This window comes from Streptomyces sp. NPDC050546 (assembly GCF_044457425.1).
In the GTDB taxonomy this organism is placed as follows: Bacteria; Actinomycetota; Actinomycetes; order Streptomycetales; family Streptomycetaceae; genus Streptomyces.
Window position 1 is genome coordinate 55,422 of record NZ_JBITGX010000001.1, and the last position, 14,727, is coordinate 70,148.

A 14,727-nucleotide genomic window follows, 5' to 3' on the forward strand; every position below is an offset into this window, starting at 1 on the left:
GGACCTTGATCGAGCCGTTTTCACGCCCGCTGTCAGGGGACTCGCCGGTTATGGTGCAAATCGGATACACGATGATGACCGAGCAGGCCGGCCCCCGAGAGCTCGTCGACCATGTGGTGCGGGCGGAGGAGGCGGGCTTCGACTTCTCGGTGACCTCCGACCACTACTTCCCGTGGCTGCGCTCGCAGGGCCACTCGCCCTACGCGTGGGCCGTGCTCGGCGCGGCCGCCCAGGCCACGTCACGTATTCCGTTGATGACGTACGTGACGTGCCCGACGTTCCGCTACCACCCGGCGGTGGTGGCGCAGAAGGCGGCGACGCTGCAGTTGCTGTCCGAGGGCAGGTTCCGGCTGGGGCTCGGCTCCGGGGAGAACCTCAACGAGCACGTGGTGGGCGGCGGCTGGCCGTCCGTCGACGTACGGCACGAGATGTTCGAGGAGGCCGTGGAGATCATCCGGGCCCTCTTCAAGGGCGGCCACGTCAACCGTCGCGGCACGCACTTCGACGTGGAGTCGGCCCGGCTGTGGGACCTGCCGGACGAGGCGCCGCCCATCGGCGTCGCGGTCTCCGGGGAGCGGTCGTGCGAACTCGCGGGCCGGCTCGGCGACCTGGTGATCGCCACGGAGCCCAAGGCGGGGCTGCTGGAGGCGTTCGACCGGCACGGCGGCGCGGGCAAGCCCCGCATCGGCCAGCTGCCGGTCTGCTACGACCCCGACCGGGACACGGCCGTCGAGCGCGCCCACTCCCAGTTCCGCTGGTTCGGCAGCGGCTGGAAGGTCAACTCGGAGCTGCCGCACCCGGACTCCTTCGAGGCGGCGACCCAGTTCGTCACGCCCGACGACGTGGCCGACGCCATTCCGTGCGGTGACGACCCGGACGCGTTCGTCGAGGCCGTCCGCCCGTACGCCGAGGCGGGTTTCACCGAGATCGCCCTGGTCCAGATCGGCGGCGAGTCGCAGCCTGCGTATCTGGACTGGTCGGAGAAGACCCTGCTGCCCGCGCTGCGCGACGCCTTCGGCTGAGGCCGGTGGCGCGGATGGCTCTCCGCCGGTGGGGATAGGCTGCTGGCCTGCACGTACTCGATGCAGCCAACCCCCTTCAGGAGAGTCGTCCGTGACCGTAGCCATCACCCCGCCCGAGACCTCCCCGGCGCCCGTCTCCGACCTGGTCGCGCTGGACGCGCGGGAGTTCGGGGCGTACGCCCGGACCGGAGGGTGGGCCTTCGGGCTGAAGGTGGCGCGCAGCGTGCGGCCCGGCGGGCAGGGCGCGGACGAGACGCCGAAGGTGTCGGCGAAGGAGTTCGCGGAGCTCGCCGGGTGCTCCCCGGACCGGGTCATGCGCTACTACAAGGCGTGGGACCGGGCCGCCGACGACGGCCTGGTCCCGCACTTCGAGGCGCTGACGCCGGGCCAGGACGTGGAACTGCCGGACGCGGACGTGTGGCTGAGCTACTACGTCTCCCGCAACAGCGCCACCTCCGAGCGCGGCACCGCCATCACCGAGGCCGCCGAGGCCGAGGGCATCCGGCCCACGAAGGCGCTGGAGGTCGCGGAGAACCCCACCGCCCTGCGTGCCGCGATCCTCGCCGACCCCTCCACCGCCCGCGCGGCCCGTCAGGCCCTGTTGGACCGGGTCCGGGAGGACCCGGACCTCCAGGCCGAGCTGGCCCGTGACGTCGTGCGCACCGACGAGCTGAAGAAGGCCGTCGCCGGCGAGAGCAGGGCGGCCGACCGCATCGGATACGTGCGCCAGATCGCCGAGTCGGGGCAGATCAAGACGCCCGCCGGACAGACCCTCGACGCGCCGGCCGATCTGCGCCAGGAGGCCGAGCGGCACCTGTCGCTCATCGACGAGCTGGACGAGGACGAGGACTCCGGCGAGTGGGCCACCGAGGCCTACGACACCATGAAGTCCCTCGTCGTCGAGACCGTGGAGGCCGACCCGGGGCTGCGGGTGCAGGAGCGGCGCACGAAGTTCTACAGCAGCCTGCAGAAGGCGACCAAGGTGTTCGAGGAGCTGACCTTCGACGACACCCCGGAGTTCTACGAGGACGACATGGTGGAGCGCCTGGAGGAGCTGCAGCGGGCCGTGGCCGTGTGCATCGAGTCCCTGCGCGGTGCCCGCGGGAATCACCCGGAGGGCTGAGCATCTTGCGCGTGTGAGGGGTACTAGAGGGCTCTACGTCGGTTCATCCCGGAGGCCCTTTCGTGAACTCCTTCGTGCACAAGACCCTGGTGGTGCAGCTCCAGGCCGGTGACACGGACCGTTTCTCGGTACTCGCCCACCTGAGCTACGACGCCGCGGACCCGTTCGCCGTGACGCTCGTGTTCAGCCACGACGGCCGGGTCCTCGCCCGGTGGCAGCTGGACCGCGAGATGCTCGCCGACGGGCTGCGGCGTCCGGTCGGGTTGGGGGACGTGCGGATCCGCCCGGTGTCGCGGGGCATGTGGCAGGAGCTGCGCCTGGAGTTCCTCGGTGACGCCCGTCCCGACGGCGGCCGTCACCACGCCCTGGTGTTCGCGTGGGCCCCGGGGTTCGCGGCGTTCCTGCGGGAGACCCACGAGATGGTCCCGCCGGGCCGCGAGGAGGTCCATGTGGACGATTTCCTGGCCGACGTCATCGCCGGGGGCTGATCCGCGGCTCCGCGGCCGGTCCCGCGGCGGCGACCGCCGTCACTCCGACGTATGGCGGTACCTGGTCCACAGGGGCAGGACCAACCAGCACAGCAGGTACCAGCCGACCACTCCGGCGACCAGGTAGGGCACGAAGCCGTCGTGCGTGGCCACACGCAGGATCAGCAGCAGGGAGGCGGTCGTCGTGGCCAGCAGCAGCGCGAGGCCGAGCAGTGTCAGCCGGGAGGCCAGCCGCACCGCCTGCGGCTTGACGCGCCGCCCGGAGACGATGCGGTGCAGGGACACCGGGCCTATGAGCGCCCCGGTCGCGCACGCCCCGAGGACGACCGTCACGAGGTAGATCGTCTGGTCCGTGCTGGTCAGATCGTCGTACTTCTCGGTGAACACCACGGTGAGCAGAAAACCGAACAGGATCTGCACGCCCATCTGGGCCACGCGGACCTCCTGGATGAGCTCCTGCCACATCCGGTCCGCTCTCTCCTCCTCGGTCTCGTCGCGCCCCCGGCGCCTGGCCCCGCCCTCTACCGCGTCCGACACTGTTCCTCCCGGTGTGAGACCTCGCGTCCTTCTCTCCCGCGAGTTCCCCGTAAAACGCCGTCGTCCCGGGCCGCGCGGCGGTTTGAGCGATCAGGCGTCGGTTACACGGACGACGCGAATGACGCAGAACCCGAGGAGGTCGTGGACGCATGTCCGGAACGCAGCTCACCGTGACGCTCAGCGGCGGTGGCACGGACGACGCACGAGCGGTCGTCCGCGCCCTGGAAGGCACGTTCGGGGCGCCGGACGAGCTTCCCGCCGACGAGAACGCGACGGTACACATGGCCACGTTCGGCGATGCGGAGGCGGGGCGCGCCGGCAGTGCCGGGGAGAGCGCCGAGCGGCTGTCCGCGCCGGTGACCGTGACCGTGCAGGGCACCCCGGAGGCGGTGCGGAGGGCGAGCGACACGCTCACCCGGGCCTTCACGGCCCGCGACGACGGTGTCGCCTCCGGCGACCAGGAGCAGGAGCGGCAGCTGCTCCTGGTGCCGTGACGGATGCCGTGAGCCAGGCGGTCTCTACCAGCGGGACTCGATCTGGTCCTTGACGCGCTGCTCGTAGAGGTCGCGGACCGCCGCCAGCGTCTCGCCGGACAGCTCCGGCAGGCGGGCGGCGTTCGCGTTGGCGCGGGCCTGCTCGGGTGAACGGGCGCCGGGGATCACGGTCGTGACGCCGGGCTGCTCGACGATCCAGCGCAGGGCCAGCTGGGCCGGGGTGTATCCCTCGGGGGCGAGCGCGGCGAACTCGGCGGCCGCCTCGACACCGGTGGCGTAGTCGACGCCGGAGAAGGTCTCGCCCACGTCGAAGGCCTCGCCGTGCCGGTTGTAGGCGCGGTGGTCGTTCTCGGGGAAGACCGTCTCCCGCGTGTACTTGCCCGACAGCAGGCCGGAGGCGAGCGGGACGCGGGCGATGATGCCTACCCCTGCCGCACGGGCGGCCGGGAGCACCTCGCGCAGGGGCTTCATGCGGAACGGGTTGAGGATGATCTGCACGCTCGCCACGTTCGGCCGGGCGATCGCGGTCAGCGCCTCCTGGCAGGTCTCGACGCTGACGCCGTACGCGGCGACGCGCTCCTCCTCGACCAGGGTGTCGAGGGCGTCGAACACCTCGTCCGTGGAGTAGACGGACGTCGGCGGGCAGTGCAACTGCACCAGGTCGATCCGGTCGACGCCGAGGTTGCGCCGGGAGCGGTCGTTCCAGGCGCGGAAGTTGTCGAGCACGTAGTTCCCGGGGATCTGGTCGACCCGGCGGCCCATCTTCGTGGCGACCAGGACATGCAGGTCCGGCCTGCCGCTGAGGAACGCGGCGATGGTCTGCTCGCTGCGGCCGTCGCCGTACACGTCGGCGGTGTCGAAGAAGGTCACCCCTGATTCGGCCGCCGTCTCCAGTACCGCGAGGGCTTCCTTGTCGTCGACGTCCCCCCAGTCGGCACCCAGCTGCCATGTGCCCAGACCCACGACGGAGGCGTGCTGACCCGACCTGTCGAATGTGCGCTCGTCCATGGGCGTCAGTCTGTCATCCGTCACGGCTCCACGCGGAAGGTGTCGCTCCGGCCCGCCGGACCCGCCAAATTCACTCACACGAGTGAATAGGTGCGACAAGAATGTGTCACGTGTCAACCGGCCCCTAGCGTGACTCCACGTGACTACTGGTTCAGTGAGCAACGTCCCTTCGCAGGACCCGCGTTGGACGCGCCGGGGCTTCCTCCTCACGGCGGCCGCCCTGACCGCCGTGCCGGGCCTGCCCGCGGATCCGGCGGCCGCGGCGGCGGAGTTGCCGGACTTCCCGGCGGACGTCGCCCTGTACCGCTCGGCGTACCGGAACTGGGTCGGCGAGATCACCGCCGACGGGCTGTGGGCCTGCGCGCCGGACAGCCCGCAAGAAGTGGCCGACGTCGTCAACTGGGCGTGGCGGCACGGGTGGCGGGTGCGCGCCCGGGGCGCCGCGCACGGCTGGTCGCCCCTGACCGTGACGGAGGGGACGCCGTCCGGCGCGCCCGTCCTCCTCGTCGACACCACGCATCGTCTGACCGGCCTCGCGCTGGACTCGCCGACGGCCGTGCGTGCCGGAACCGGCGTGACCATGGAGGCCCTGCTGACCTTCCTGGAGGAGCACGGCCTGGGCGTCACGGCCGCTCCCGCTCCGGGGGTCCTCACCTTGGGCGGCGCCCTGGCGATCGACGCGCACGGGACCGCCGTCCCCGCACGGGACGAAGACCGGCGGCCGGGGCACACATACGGTTCGCTCAGCAATCTGATCCTTTCCCTGACGGCGGTCGTCTGGGACTCCCGGGCCGGCGCCTACGTGGTGCGTACGTTCCACCGCGACGAGGCGGACTGCGCCGCGCTGCTGACCCATCTCGGACGGTCCCTGGTGACCGAGGTGGTGCTGCGGGTGGGCGCGAACGCGAACCTGCGGTGCGTGAGCCGTACGGACATCCCGGCGGGCGAGTTGTTCGCCGCACCCGGTTCGGACGGGCGAACCCTCTCGCGCTTCCTGGACGAGGCCGGGCGGGTCGAGGCGATCTGGTTCGCCTTCACCGAGCATCCCTGGCTGAAGGTGTGGAGCGTCTCCCCCACCCGGCCGCTGACCTCACGGCGCGTGACGCGGCCGTACAACTACCCGTTCTCCGACAACATCCCGACGCCGGTGGCGGAGCTGGTGGGGCGGATGACGTCGGACGCTGCCTGGTATCTGGCGCCGGTGCTGGGGACCGCGCAGTACGACGCGGCCGCGCTCGGACTGGTGACGACGCTGTCCGCCGACCTCTGGGGGCCGTCCAAGAACACGCTGCTGTATCTGAAGCCGAGCACCCTGCGGGTGCACGCCAATGGCTACGCGGTACTCACCTCGCGGGAGCAGGTACAGCGGGTGGTCTCCGAGTTCGCCGCCTGCTATCGGGAGCGGCTGGCGGCGTACGCGGCCCGGGGCAGCTTCCCGGTCAACGGCTCGGTGGAGATCCGGGTGACCGGCCTGGACGAGCCGGGCGACACCGGGGTGGCCGGAGCCCGCCCGCCGCTGCTGTCCGCGCTCCGGCCGCGCGAGGACCACCCCGAGTGGGACACGGCCGTGTGGCTGGACGTCCTGACGCTGCCGGGCACGCCGGGCGCGGAGGCTTTCCTGCGCGAGATCGAGCGGTTCCTGCTGCGCACCTTCGACGGCGGGTTCGCGCTCACCCGGGTGGAGTGGTCCAAGGGGTGGGCGTACACGGACGACGGGGTGTGGAGCGATCAGGAGGTGCTGGGTTCGGCGGTGCCGGCGGCGGTCGGTCCGGCCGAGTGGGCCGAGGCGGACGCGGTGCTGGACCGGCTCGACCCGCACCGCGTGTACGGCAACGCCTTCCTGGACCGGCTGTTCGGCCCGAGTGCCTAACTGGCTGTTCTCTATTCGCTCGGGTGGTCGGCGGGGTTCGAACAGGGGCCTGGTTCGGGTGAGTCGGCCGGTGCGGATGCATGGAAGAAGGGCCTCTTGGTAGCTCGCGGATGTCGAGTCCAGCGAGGAGCAAGAGGCCCTGTTGTCGAAGTGTCGCGTGGTCATGGTTGCCGGGTCCAGTCCGTCCACTCCTGGGTGTGACTGTCTCGCCCACAGGTTCGGGAACGCGGCCGACCAGCCGGGGCACCGGCCCCGGTACGGCTCGGACATGAGCGATGCCGAGTGGGCTGTGGTGAAAGATCTACTGCCGGTTCCGGGCTGGCTGGCGGGCCGAGGCGGCCGGCCGGAGGGGTTCTGCCACCGGCAGATGATCGACGCGGTGCGCTATCTCGTCGACAACGGCATCAAGTGGCGGGCGATGCCGTCCGACTTTCCGCCCTGGCCGCGGGTCTATGCATTCTTCGCCCGATGGCGGGACACCGGGCTGGTGGGCGAGCTGCATGATCGCCTGCACCAGGCCGTTCGCCAGGCCGAGGGCCGTGGTCCGGAGCCGAGTGCGGCGGTGGTGGACTCGCAGTCGGTGAAGGCGGACGCCACCGTCGCCCACACCTCACGCGGGTTCGACGCGGGCAAGAAGATCAACGGGCGCAAGCGGCACCTGCTCACCGACACGCTCGGGCTCCTCCTGGCCGTGCTGGTCACGCCGGCGTCCGTGACCGACCGGGACGGCGCCCGGACTCTTCTGCCGACGGCAGCCGGCCGCTTCAGGCGGCTGGCACGGGTGTGGGCCGACGGCGGCTACACCGGCCACCTCACCGACTGGACCAGCCAGCATCTGGGGATCGTTCTCGATATCGTCCGCCGAGGCGAGGACGTCCGCGGCTTCCAGCCACTGCCCCGTCGCTGGGTCGTCGAGCGGTCCTTCGCCTGGTTTCTGCGCAGTCGGCGCCTGGTCCGGGACTACGAACGCCGCACCGACACGAGCGAAGCAGTCATCCGCTGGTCGATGATCGCCCTGATGAACCGCCGCCTGGCCGCACAGTCTCATCAGTCCGCTGTCCTGTCGGCAGGGTGAATCTTCCAGGCTTCACCTCCACCAGCCAGCCCCGTTCCACCAGCCTCTTCAGCCGTGCTCGTGCACCCTCGACCCGTGAGGCGGAGGCGCTGTCCCAGCCCAGCACCACGGCCGCTCGCCGGGCACCCAGCCCGTCCTCGCCGACCTCCGCCGCAGCCTCCATCACCGCCTGATAATCCACCGACAGGTCCTCGAGTCCGGCCGCGTTCTGGCGATGCGGCACCGCACGGCGCGGTCCCGCCGACTTCCTTCGCGACGGACCGACAGCCATCTCAGCGGGCTGTTCTTCTTCGGCCAGCGCCTCCAGATACTGCTCGAGGCCGATCGCCCGGCGTCTGAGGACTTCTTCGGCGTCCGCCAAGTCCACCCGCACCCGCTCGAGTTCGGCTTCGAGCTCCTCTACCCGCACGGCTGCGGCCTTCCGCCGCGATTCCAGAACCGCCCGCATCGACGGCATCCGCCCTCCACAGCAACTCGATCAGCAACGACTCGAGGCTCCCGCGGCAGCCGCAATCTCATGCCTGACCAGCAGAATCCGCACACGAGGTTCGGAAAGAGAACGACCTCTAAGGGGTGAGGTGAGCCTGCACCGCGGGCGCGTAGCGGTCCACCAGGGCGTCGACCGTGCTCGCCCGCACCTCGGTGCCACGGGCGATGCCGTACATCACGCCCAGGCCGAGCAGAGTGGCGACGGCCAGTTCGGCGCGCAGGGCGGCGTCGACGCCGGTGAGGCGGCCGGTGAGGCGGCCGGTCACCTGGGTGCGGAAGTTGGCGCGCAGGATGTCGCCCCGCTCGCCGTGCAGGGGCGCGAACACGATCCGCAGCAGCGGGTCGGCGCCCTGCTCGGACTGGCTGACCAGGACGTGCCGGACCATGTGCGGTCCGAGTTCCTCGAGTGGTGCGGACAGCAGGGCTGTGGCGTCGCTCTCGAAGGACATGACCCGGGCGAACAGCGTGTCCTTGTTGCCGAAGTACTTGAGGATCAGCGGCGGGCTCACACCGGCGCGCTCGGCGACCGCCTTGAGCGTGATGTCGGCGTGCGCGTGCCGGGCCAGCAGATGACGGGCCGCCTTCAGGATGGCCGCCCTGGTCGCCTCGGCGTCCCTGCGGGCCGGCGTGGGCGTGACGGGTGGAGTGCTCACGGCACTCATGCTCCCTCCATCGCACGGTCGTGCGCTCCCCGGGTGCGGTCCCCGGCCGGTTCAGGACCGTCCGGTTCGTCGGACGCGGAGTCGCCCGGGATGCACAGCGCCGCCACGACGGCCAGGAGCGCGACCGCACCGGCCATCGCGAAGGCCAGCAGGTATCCGCGCAGGGTGGGGACCGGAGCCTCGCCGACGAGGCTGGTGTGGTGCACGAGGACGGCGGCCACGGCTGCACTGGAGCCGGCCTGGCCGATCGTTCGCATCAGGACGTTGACGCCGTTGGCGGAGGCGGTCTGCCCGGCCGGCACGGCACGCAGGATCAGGGTGGGCAGCGCCGAGTAGGCCAGGGTGGTCCCGGTCGCGACGACCGTGGCCCCCGCGATGATCATCCACAGGTCGCGGCTGTCGGCGATGCGGACCGCGTACCCGGCGGCGATGACCGCCGCCCCGAGGGCGAGCGTGACGCGCGGCCCGCGCGCGGCGGAGATCCGGGCGGAGACGGGCGACAGCAGCAGCATGACCACACCGCTGGGCAGCAGGCACAGACCGGTGGCGACGATGGACAGCCCGAGCCCGTACCCGGTCGCCTCGGGCGCCTGCACGAGCTGGGCGGTGACCAGGGTGTTGGCGTAGAACGCGAATCCGGCGAGCATTGCGGCCACATGGGACAGTCCGACCCGGGGCCGGGCCACCAACCGCAGGTCCACCAGCGGCTGTTCGGCCCTCAGCTGCTGCCACCACCACAGCGCGAGGACGACGGCGGCGGCCAGGAACAGGCCGACGACGCGCGGGCCGCCCCAGCCCCACTGCCCGCCCTGGGAGACCCCGAGCAGCAGGCACACCAGCCCGACGGCCAGTCCCAGCGCGCCCGGCACGTCGAACCGGCCCGGCTCGCGCACCGGCGACTCCCGCACCGCCCACCACACCAGGGTCACGCCCGCGGCCCCGAGGGCACTGGTCACCCAGAACATGGTGTGCCAGTTCGCGTACTGCACGATCACCGCGGCCAACGGCAGCCCGAGCGCGGCGCCGATGCCGACGGTGGAGCTCATCAGCGCCACGGCCGAGCCCCGGCGCTCCGGCGGCAGCTCGTCCCGCAGGATGCTGATGGACAGCGGGACGACCGCGGCGGCGGCGCCGGACAGGGCGCGGGCCGCGATCAGCACGCCGATGTCGGAGGTCAGGGCGCACAGCACCGAGCCCAGGGTCATCAGCGCGAGGGCCGCCATGAGCACCCGTCGCTTGCCGTACATGTCGCCGGCCCGGCCCAGGACCGGGGTGAGGACGGCCCCGGACAGCAGGGTGGCCGTGACCGTCCAGGAGACCGTGCCCGCCGAGGCGCCGGTCAGCCGGGGCAGGTCGGGCAGCAGGGGCACGACCACGGTCTGCATGACGGCCATGAGGATGCCGCCGAACGCGAGCACCGGGACGGTGAGCCGGTTCCGTATCGCGGCGGTCCGGCGCATCGGCACTCCAGTGGGCGGCGCCCGGGCGAGGTGGCGGGTGAATGGTAATTCACCATAGCTGGTGAATTACCATTCACCCAGCCGGGAGGTCAGGTCCGGCCCTGGGGTCCCGTCGGGAGACCGGACCGCCGGATCGCGCCACTTTCGCGGCGTGACGTGCACCACGAGCAGCGGACCGCACGGGGAGGAACAACCGCCCCGACGGCCCCCACGGGCGGAACTTCCCCTTCCGCACCCGCACCTCCACCCCTGAAGGCAAGATCACCTTCGTTCAACCTTGCACGACATAAGGGGAATTGCCCGGATCGTAGCCAACCGGCTCGCGCGGATTTCTCCCGGTACCGGACAGGCCGGTAGGCATGCCCAGGTCAACACCCGAACCGACCCAGGAGGTCCGCATGCCGGAACTCACCCGTCGCCGCGCGCTCACCGCCGCGGCCGTCCTCGCCGGGACGGCCGGCGTACTGCCCGCCGTCGTACCCGCCACGGCCGCCACCGGGCACCACGACTCCCCCGGGACCTTCGACGAGGTCTACAAGGGCCGCCGGATACAGGGCCGACCGGCCGGCGGGACCGGTCATCACCACCACGGCGCCGGATACGCGGTGTTCGTCGACGGTGTGGAACTGCATGTGATGCGCAACGCCGACGGCACCTGGATCAGCGTCGTCAGCCACTACGACCCGGTCGCCACCCCGCGCGCCGCCGCCCGCGCCGCCGTGGACGAGCTGCAGGGCGCGCCGCTGCTGCCCTTCCCCGCCAACTGACCCGCCCCGAAAGGCTCTGGAGCACCCGCACATGACCGTCCGCAAGAACCAGTCCGCCCTGACCACCGACGAGAAGCGGCGCTTCGTCGCCGCCCTCATGGAGCTGAAGCGCAGCGGCCGCTACGACGAATTCGTCACGACGCACAACGACTTCATCGTCTCCGACACCGACAACGGCGAGCGAACGGGCCACCGCTCACCGTCCTTCCTGCCCTGGCACCGAAGATTCCTCCTGGAGTTCGAGCGGGCGCTCCAGTCGGTGGACGCGTCGGTGGCCCTGCCGTACTGGGACTGGACCGTCGACCGTTCGCCGCGTGCCTCACTGTGGGCGCCCGACTTCCTCGGGGGCACCGGGCGCGAGCGGGACGGCCGGGTGCCGGACGGGCCGTTCGCCGCGTCCGCCGGCAACTGGACCATCAACGTACGGGTCGACGGGCGTACGTTCCTGCGACGCTCCCTCGGTTCCGGGGGACGTCAGCTGCCGACGGCGGCCGAGGTCGAGTCGGTGCTGTCGATGCCGACGTACGACATGGCGCCCTGGAACAGCGGCTCGGACGGCTTCCGCAACCATCTCGAAGGCTGGCGCGGAGTCAATCTGCACAACCGCGTCCACGTCTGGGTGGGCGGGCACATGGCCACCGGCGCCTCGCCGAACGACCCGGTGTTCTGGCTGCACCACGCCTATATCGACAAGCTGTGGGCCGAGTGGCAGCGGCGGCACCCCGGCTCCGGCTATCTGCCGGTCTCGGGCACGCCGAACGTGATCGACCTCAACGAGACGATGCGGCCGTGGCACGACACGAGCCCGGCGGACCTGCTGGACCACACGGCGCACTACACGTTCGACGCCTGATCAGGCGGTCGCGGCCGTGCGGCACTCCGGGTGTCCCCAGCCGCTGTCGTTCTTGGCGATGGACTCGCCCGCCGCGTAGGAGCGGCCGCACTGGCAGCGGCCGGGGAACTTCGCCTTGATGGTGCGCGAGGATCCCTTGGCGCCGGAGGTCTTCGCGGTGCGGGCCGAGCCGCCGCGCGGGCGGGAGCGGGGCGCCTTGACCGGGGTGTCCGGCGCGGGCGGCGGCTCGGGGGAACCGAGCTCGCTGCCCGCGGACTCCTGGACGGTGGCGGCCTGGCTGGCGGCGCGGTCGGCGAAGTCGTTGAGCCGGTCGCCGTCGACCTGGTGGGCGGGCACATAGCGGAACTCGACCGAGCGGCCGTCCAGGAGCTCGTCGATGCGCACGACGAGGTCCTGGTTGGCGACCGGCTTGCCGGCGGACGTCTTCCAGCCGTTGCGCTTCCAGCCGGGCAGCCAGGTGGTGACGGCCTTCATCGCGTACTGCGAGTCCATCCGGATCTCGAGCGGTACGCCCGGGTCGGTCGCCGTCAGCAGGCGCTCCAGCGCGGTCAGTTCCGCGACGTTGTTGGTGGCCTTGCCGAGCGGCCCGGCCTCCCAGCTCACCGGGCTCTCGGAAGCGTCGGCTACGACCCAGGCCCAGCCCGCGGGCCCCGGGTTTCCCTTCGAAGCCCCGTCGCACGCGGCCACAACACGTTCACGCATGGGCTCGATCATGCCATGGCCGCACGGTCCGCCCGGCCGGAGGGCCGGGTGGCTACGACACGTCGGACAGGTTCGGCATGTCCCCCTCGGTCGTCGTGACGTCGATCACCGAGAAGAGCGCGCCCTGCGGATCGCTGAGGGCGGCGAACCGGCCGAACGGCGTGGTCATCGGGCCGAACCGCAGGACACCGCCGAGCTTGGCCGCCTTCGCCACGGCTTCGTCGCAGTCCCCGACGGCGAAGTACACATTAATGTACGGCGGCACCTCGGGCGGGAACTCCTCCGTCATCTGCATCCGGCCCAGGACGGTGCGTTCACCGAGGTCGTAGATGCGGAAGTCGATCTCGCCGTCCTGCATGTCCCGCTGCCGGTAGGAGAAGACAGCGGGGAAGAACGCGTCGGACTTCTCGGGCTCGCGGGTGAAGACCTCGGCCCAGGTGTAGGCGCCCGGTTCGGCCATCACCTCGAAGCCCTCGTGGGTGCCCGCCTGCCAGACGCCGAAGACGACACCGCTCGGGTCGCGGGCCAGGCACATGGTGCCGAAGTCGCCGACCTGCATCGGCTCCATCAGCACCTCGCCGCCGTTGTCGCGGATCCGGGCGGCGGTGGCGGCGGTGTCCCGGGCGGCGAAGTACAGGCACCACTGCGACGGGGCCTCCGGCTGGCCCGGCATGGGCGGGACGACGGCGGCGACGGCCTTGCCGTCCGCGTAGGCCTGGGTGTAGCCGCCGTACTCCGCCGACGCCTCGGCGAAGGTCCAGCCAAGGACGTCCCCGTAGAAGTTCTTGGCCCCTTCGAGGTCACTGAACGTCGCGTCTGCCCAGCAGGGGGTTCCTTCAGGTTGCACGGCCATGGCTGCGACCCTCTCCGGATGGGTGGATGGTCCGTTTCCTCACGCTAGTCACCCTCGGGGCGGCCCGCGCGCCGAACGGGCGGTCCCGCCGCAGACTGGGCGGGAGCCCTCGGCAGGACGGGGAGCGGTATGGCGGACGGGACGATGCGCGCGTGGTCGGTGGAGCGGCCCGGGCCGGTCGAGGAGGGGTCGCTCCGGCTGGTGGAGAAGCCGGTGCCGGTGCCCGCGGACGACGAGTTGCTGGTGCGGGTGCGCGCCTGCGGAGTGTGCCGTACCGATCTGCATGTCGCCGAGGGCGATCTGCCCGTGCGCCGGGTGGGTGTCACGCCCGGTCACGAGGTCGTCGGGGCGGTGGCCGGGGCGGGCGCGGCGGTGCGCGGCTTCGCGGTGGGCGACCGAGTGGGCGTGGCCTGGCTGCGCCGTACGGACGGCGGCTGCGCGTACTGCGCGCGCGGCGCGGAGAACCTCTGTCCCGAGTCCGAGTACACGGGCTGGCACACCGACGGCGGCTACGCGGAGTACACGACCGTACCGGCCGCGTTCGCCTATCCGATGCCGGACGGCGTGCCGGACGTGGCGCTGGCGCCCTTCCTGTGCGCGGGCATCATCGGACACCGCGCGCTGCGGCGGGCCGCACTGCCGCCCGGCGGGAGGCTCGGGCTGTACGGCTTCGGGGGCAGCGCGCATCTGTGTGCGCAGGTGGCCCTGGCCGAGGGCGCCGTGGTGCACGTCATGACGCGTGGTGCGGCCGCGAGGCGGCTGGCGCTGGAGCTGGGCGCCGCCTCCGCGCAGGACGCGTACGCGAGGCCGCCGGAGCCGCTGGACAGCGCGATCCTCTTCGCCCCGGTCGGCGAACTGGTCCGGGTCGCCCTGCGCGCCCTCGACCGGGGCGGCGTCCTCGCCATCGCCGGTGTCCACCTCACCGACACGCCTCCTCTGCACTACGAGACCGAGCTGTTCTACGAGAAGCAGGTGCGCAGCGTCGCGTCCAACACGCGTGCGGACGGCCGGGAGTTCCTGACGCTGGCGGCCCGCTACGGCGTCCGCGCGACCACGCGTCCCTACCCGCTGTCGCGGGCCGCGGAGGCGCTCGGGGACCTGAAGGCGGGGCGGTTCGACGGGGCGGCGGTGCTGGTGAACGACTGGTCGTGAGGCTGGGCCCTCGGTGGGGCCGGCCGGTGCGTGCGGGGGCGGGTCGTGGGCGCGGCCCCAGGGCCGGGCGAACAGACGTGCTGCGCGTGGGGCGACGATGTGGGTGGCGACGGAGTGTGCGTCGCCACGGGGTGTGCGCCGGAGAGGTACGGGCGGTGACTCCGGCGACACG

The 14,727-nt window shown here is 71.8% G+C and carries 16 protein-coding genes; 9 read left to right on the forward strand and 7 right to left on the reverse strand.

What is annotated here, in order from left to right; translation table 11 throughout:
* Positions 1-50 precede the first annotated feature (50 nt).
* From ACIBK5_RS00255 to ACIBK5_RS00265, 3 genes are all read left to right on the forward strand, one after another.
* Positions 51-1,022 (forward strand): LLM class F420-dependent oxidoreductase, encoded by a 972-nt coding sequence (locus tag ACIBK5_RS00255; RefSeq protein ID WP_399014553.1) that lies wholly within the window; start codon positions 51-53, stop codon positions 1,020-1,022.
* Between the two features lie 91 nt (positions 1,023-1,113).
* Complete coding sequence (locus ACIBK5_RS00260) at positions 1,114-2,145, forward strand: hypothetical protein (RefSeq protein ID WP_399014555.1); 1,032 nt, start codon at positions 1,114-1,116, stop codon at positions 2,143-2,145.
* 62 nt (positions 2,146-2,207) lie between these two features.
* A complete protein-coding gene (locus ACIBK5_RS00265; RefSeq protein ID WP_399014557.1) occupies positions 2,208-2,633 on the forward strand; it encodes an SsgA family sporulation/cell division regulator in 426 nt (141 codons plus the stop codon).
* Between the two features lie 39 nt (positions 2,634-2,672).
* Here ACIBK5_RS00265 and ACIBK5_RS00270 read toward each other — a convergent pair whose 3' ends face one another.
* Positions 2,673-3,170, reverse strand: a complete 498-nt coding sequence (locus ACIBK5_RS00270; protein ID WP_399014559.1) for a DUF6328 family protein — start codon at positions 3,168-3,170, stop codon at positions 2,673-2,675.
* Positions 3,171-3,319: 149 nt separating this feature from the next.
* On the opposite strand from ACIBK5_RS00270, the gene ACIBK5_RS00275 reads away from it, so the two are divergent.
* Entirely contained in the window at positions 3,320-3,664 is a 345-nt protein-coding gene (locus tag ACIBK5_RS00275; protein ID WP_399014561.1) for a hypothetical protein, read from the forward strand.
* 24 nt (positions 3,665-3,688) lie between these two features.
* Here ACIBK5_RS00275 and ACIBK5_RS00280 read toward each other — a convergent pair whose 3' ends face one another.
* Positions 3,689-4,672: an aldo/keto reductase gene (locus ACIBK5_RS00280; RefSeq protein WP_399014564.1), complete on the reverse strand. Its 984-nt coding sequence runs from the start codon at positions 4,670-4,672 to the stop codon at positions 3,689-3,691.
* A gap of 154 nt (positions 4,673-4,826) precedes the next feature.
* Here ACIBK5_RS00280 and ACIBK5_RS00285 point away from each other — a divergent pair, with 154 nt between their 5' ends.
* Both ACIBK5_RS00285 and ACIBK5_RS00290 read left to right on the forward strand, forming a co-directional pair.
* Positions 4,827-6,542, forward strand: a complete 1,716-nt coding sequence (locus tag ACIBK5_RS00285) for a cholesterol oxidase substrate-binding domain-containing protein (RefSeq protein ID WP_399014566.1) — start codon at positions 4,827-4,829, stop codon at positions 6,540-6,542.
* Positions 6,543-6,810: 268 nt separating this feature from the next.
* Positions 6,811-7,617, forward strand: a complete 807-nt coding sequence (locus tag ACIBK5_RS00290; protein ID WP_399014568.1) for an IS5 family transposase — start codon at positions 6,811-6,813, stop codon at positions 7,615-7,617.
* Here ACIBK5_RS00290 and ACIBK5_RS00295 read toward each other — a convergent pair.
* The 3 genes from ACIBK5_RS00295 to ACIBK5_RS00305 form a co-directional block, all read right to left on the reverse strand.
* Positions 7,535-8,074, reverse strand: coding sequence for a hypothetical protein (locus ACIBK5_RS00295; protein WP_399014570.1), 540 nt, complete (start codon positions 8,072-8,074; stop codon positions 7,535-7,537). The genes ACIBK5_RS00290 and ACIBK5_RS00295 overlap by 83 nt on opposite strands.
* Positions 8,075-8,183: 109 nt before the next feature.
* Positions 8,184-8,768 carry a TetR family transcriptional regulator gene (locus ACIBK5_RS00300; RefSeq protein ID WP_399014573.1) on the reverse strand — a complete coding sequence of 195 codons (585 nt, stop codon included), beginning with the start codon at positions 8,766-8,768 and terminating at the stop codon, positions 8,184-8,186.
* Positions 8,765-10,228 carry an MFS transporter gene (locus tag ACIBK5_RS00305; protein WP_399014575.1) on the reverse strand — a complete coding sequence of 488 codons (1,464 nt, stop codon included), beginning with the start codon at positions 10,226-10,228 and terminating at the stop codon, positions 8,765-8,767. The genes ACIBK5_RS00300 and ACIBK5_RS00305 overlap by 4 nt, the downstream gene beginning before the upstream one ends.
* A 398-nt stretch (positions 10,229-10,626) precedes the next feature.
* Between ACIBK5_RS00305 and ACIBK5_RS00310 the strand changes: the two genes are divergently transcribed.
* Positions 10,627-10,995 (forward strand): tyrosinase cofactor, encoded by a 369-nt coding sequence (locus ACIBK5_RS00310; protein ID WP_399014577.1) that lies wholly within the window; start codon positions 10,627-10,629, stop codon positions 10,993-10,995.
* A 31-nt stretch (positions 10,996-11,026) separates the two neighbouring features.
* Positions 11,027-11,848 (forward strand): tyrosinase family protein, encoded by an 822-nt coding sequence (locus ACIBK5_RS00315; protein ID WP_399014579.1) that lies wholly within the window; start codon positions 11,027-11,029, stop codon positions 11,846-11,848.
* Here ACIBK5_RS00315 and ACIBK5_RS00320 read toward each other — a convergent pair whose 3' ends face one another.
* Both ACIBK5_RS00320 and ACIBK5_RS00325 read right to left on the reverse strand, forming a co-directional pair.
* Complete coding sequence (locus ACIBK5_RS00320; RefSeq protein WP_399014581.1) at positions 11,849-12,562, reverse strand: ribonuclease H; 714 nt, start codon at positions 12,560-12,562, stop codon at positions 11,849-11,851. It abuts the gene before it with no gap.
* 40 nt (positions 12,563-12,602) lie between these two features.
* Positions 12,603-13,403, reverse strand: coding sequence for a VOC family protein (locus ACIBK5_RS00325; protein WP_399014583.1), 801 nt, complete (start codon positions 13,401-13,403; stop codon positions 12,603-12,605).
* A 144-nt stretch (positions 13,404-13,547) separates the two neighbouring features.
* Between ACIBK5_RS00325 and ACIBK5_RS00330 the strand changes: the two genes are divergently transcribed.
* The gene (locus ACIBK5_RS00330; RefSeq protein ID WP_399016161.1) at positions 13,548-14,555 is read left to right on the forward strand and encodes a zinc-binding alcohol dehydrogenase family protein; all 1,008 of its coding nucleotides are present in this window, start codon (positions 13,548-13,550) and stop codon (positions 14,553-14,555) included.
* Positions 14,556-14,727 lie beyond the last annotated feature (172 nt).

What these genes read in the sequence shown, in the direction of transcription:
- ACIBK5_RS00330 (WP_399016161.1), top strand. Translation starts at nt 13,548, where the DNA reads ATGCGCGCGTGGTCGGTGGAGCGGCCCGGGCCGGTCGAGGAGGGGTCG.
- ACIBK5_RS00325 (WP_399014583.1), bottom strand. Translation starts at nt 13,403, where the DNA reads ATGGCCGTGCAACCTGAAGGAACCCCCTGCTGGGCAGACGCGACGTTC.
- ACIBK5_RS00280 (WP_399014564.1), bottom strand. Translation starts at nt 4,672, where the DNA reads ATGGACGAGCGCACATTCGACAGGTCGGGTCAGCACGCCTCCGTCGTG.
- ACIBK5_RS00305 (WP_399014575.1), bottom strand. Translation starts at nt 10,228, where the DNA reads ATGCGCCGGACCGCCGCGATACGGAACCGGCTCACCGTCCCGGTGCTC.
- ACIBK5_RS00315 (WP_399014579.1), top strand. Translation starts at nt 11,027, where the DNA reads ATGACCGTCCGCAAGAACCAGTCCGCCCTGACCACCGACGAGAAGCGG.
- ACIBK5_RS00300 (WP_399014573.1), bottom strand. Translation starts at nt 8,768, where the DNA reads ATGAGTGCCGTGAGCACTCCACCCGTCACGCCCACGCCGGCCCGCAGG.
- ACIBK5_RS00320 (WP_399014581.1), bottom strand. Translation starts at nt 12,562, where the DNA reads ATGATCGAGCCCATGCGTGAACGTGTTGTGGCCGCGTGCGACGGGGCT.
- ACIBK5_RS00310 (WP_399014577.1), top strand. Translation starts at nt 10,627, where the DNA reads ATGCCGGAACTCACCCGTCGCCGCGCGCTCACCGCCGCGGCCGTCCTC.
- ACIBK5_RS00295 (WP_399014570.1), bottom strand. Translation starts at nt 8,074, where the DNA reads ATGCCGTCGATGCGGGCGGTTCTGGAATCGCGGCGGAAGGCCGCAGCC.
- ACIBK5_RS00290 (WP_399014568.1), top strand. Translation starts at nt 6,811, where the DNA reads ATGAGCGATGCCGAGTGGGCTGTGGTGAAAGATCTACTGCCGGTTCCG.
- ACIBK5_RS00275 (WP_399014561.1), top strand. Translation starts at nt 3,320, where the DNA reads ATGTCCGGAACGCAGCTCACCGTGACGCTCAGCGGCGGTGGCACGGAC.
- ACIBK5_RS00255 (WP_399014553.1), top strand. Translation starts at nt 51, where the DNA reads ATGGTGCAAATCGGATACACGATGATGACCGAGCAGGCCGGCCCCCGA.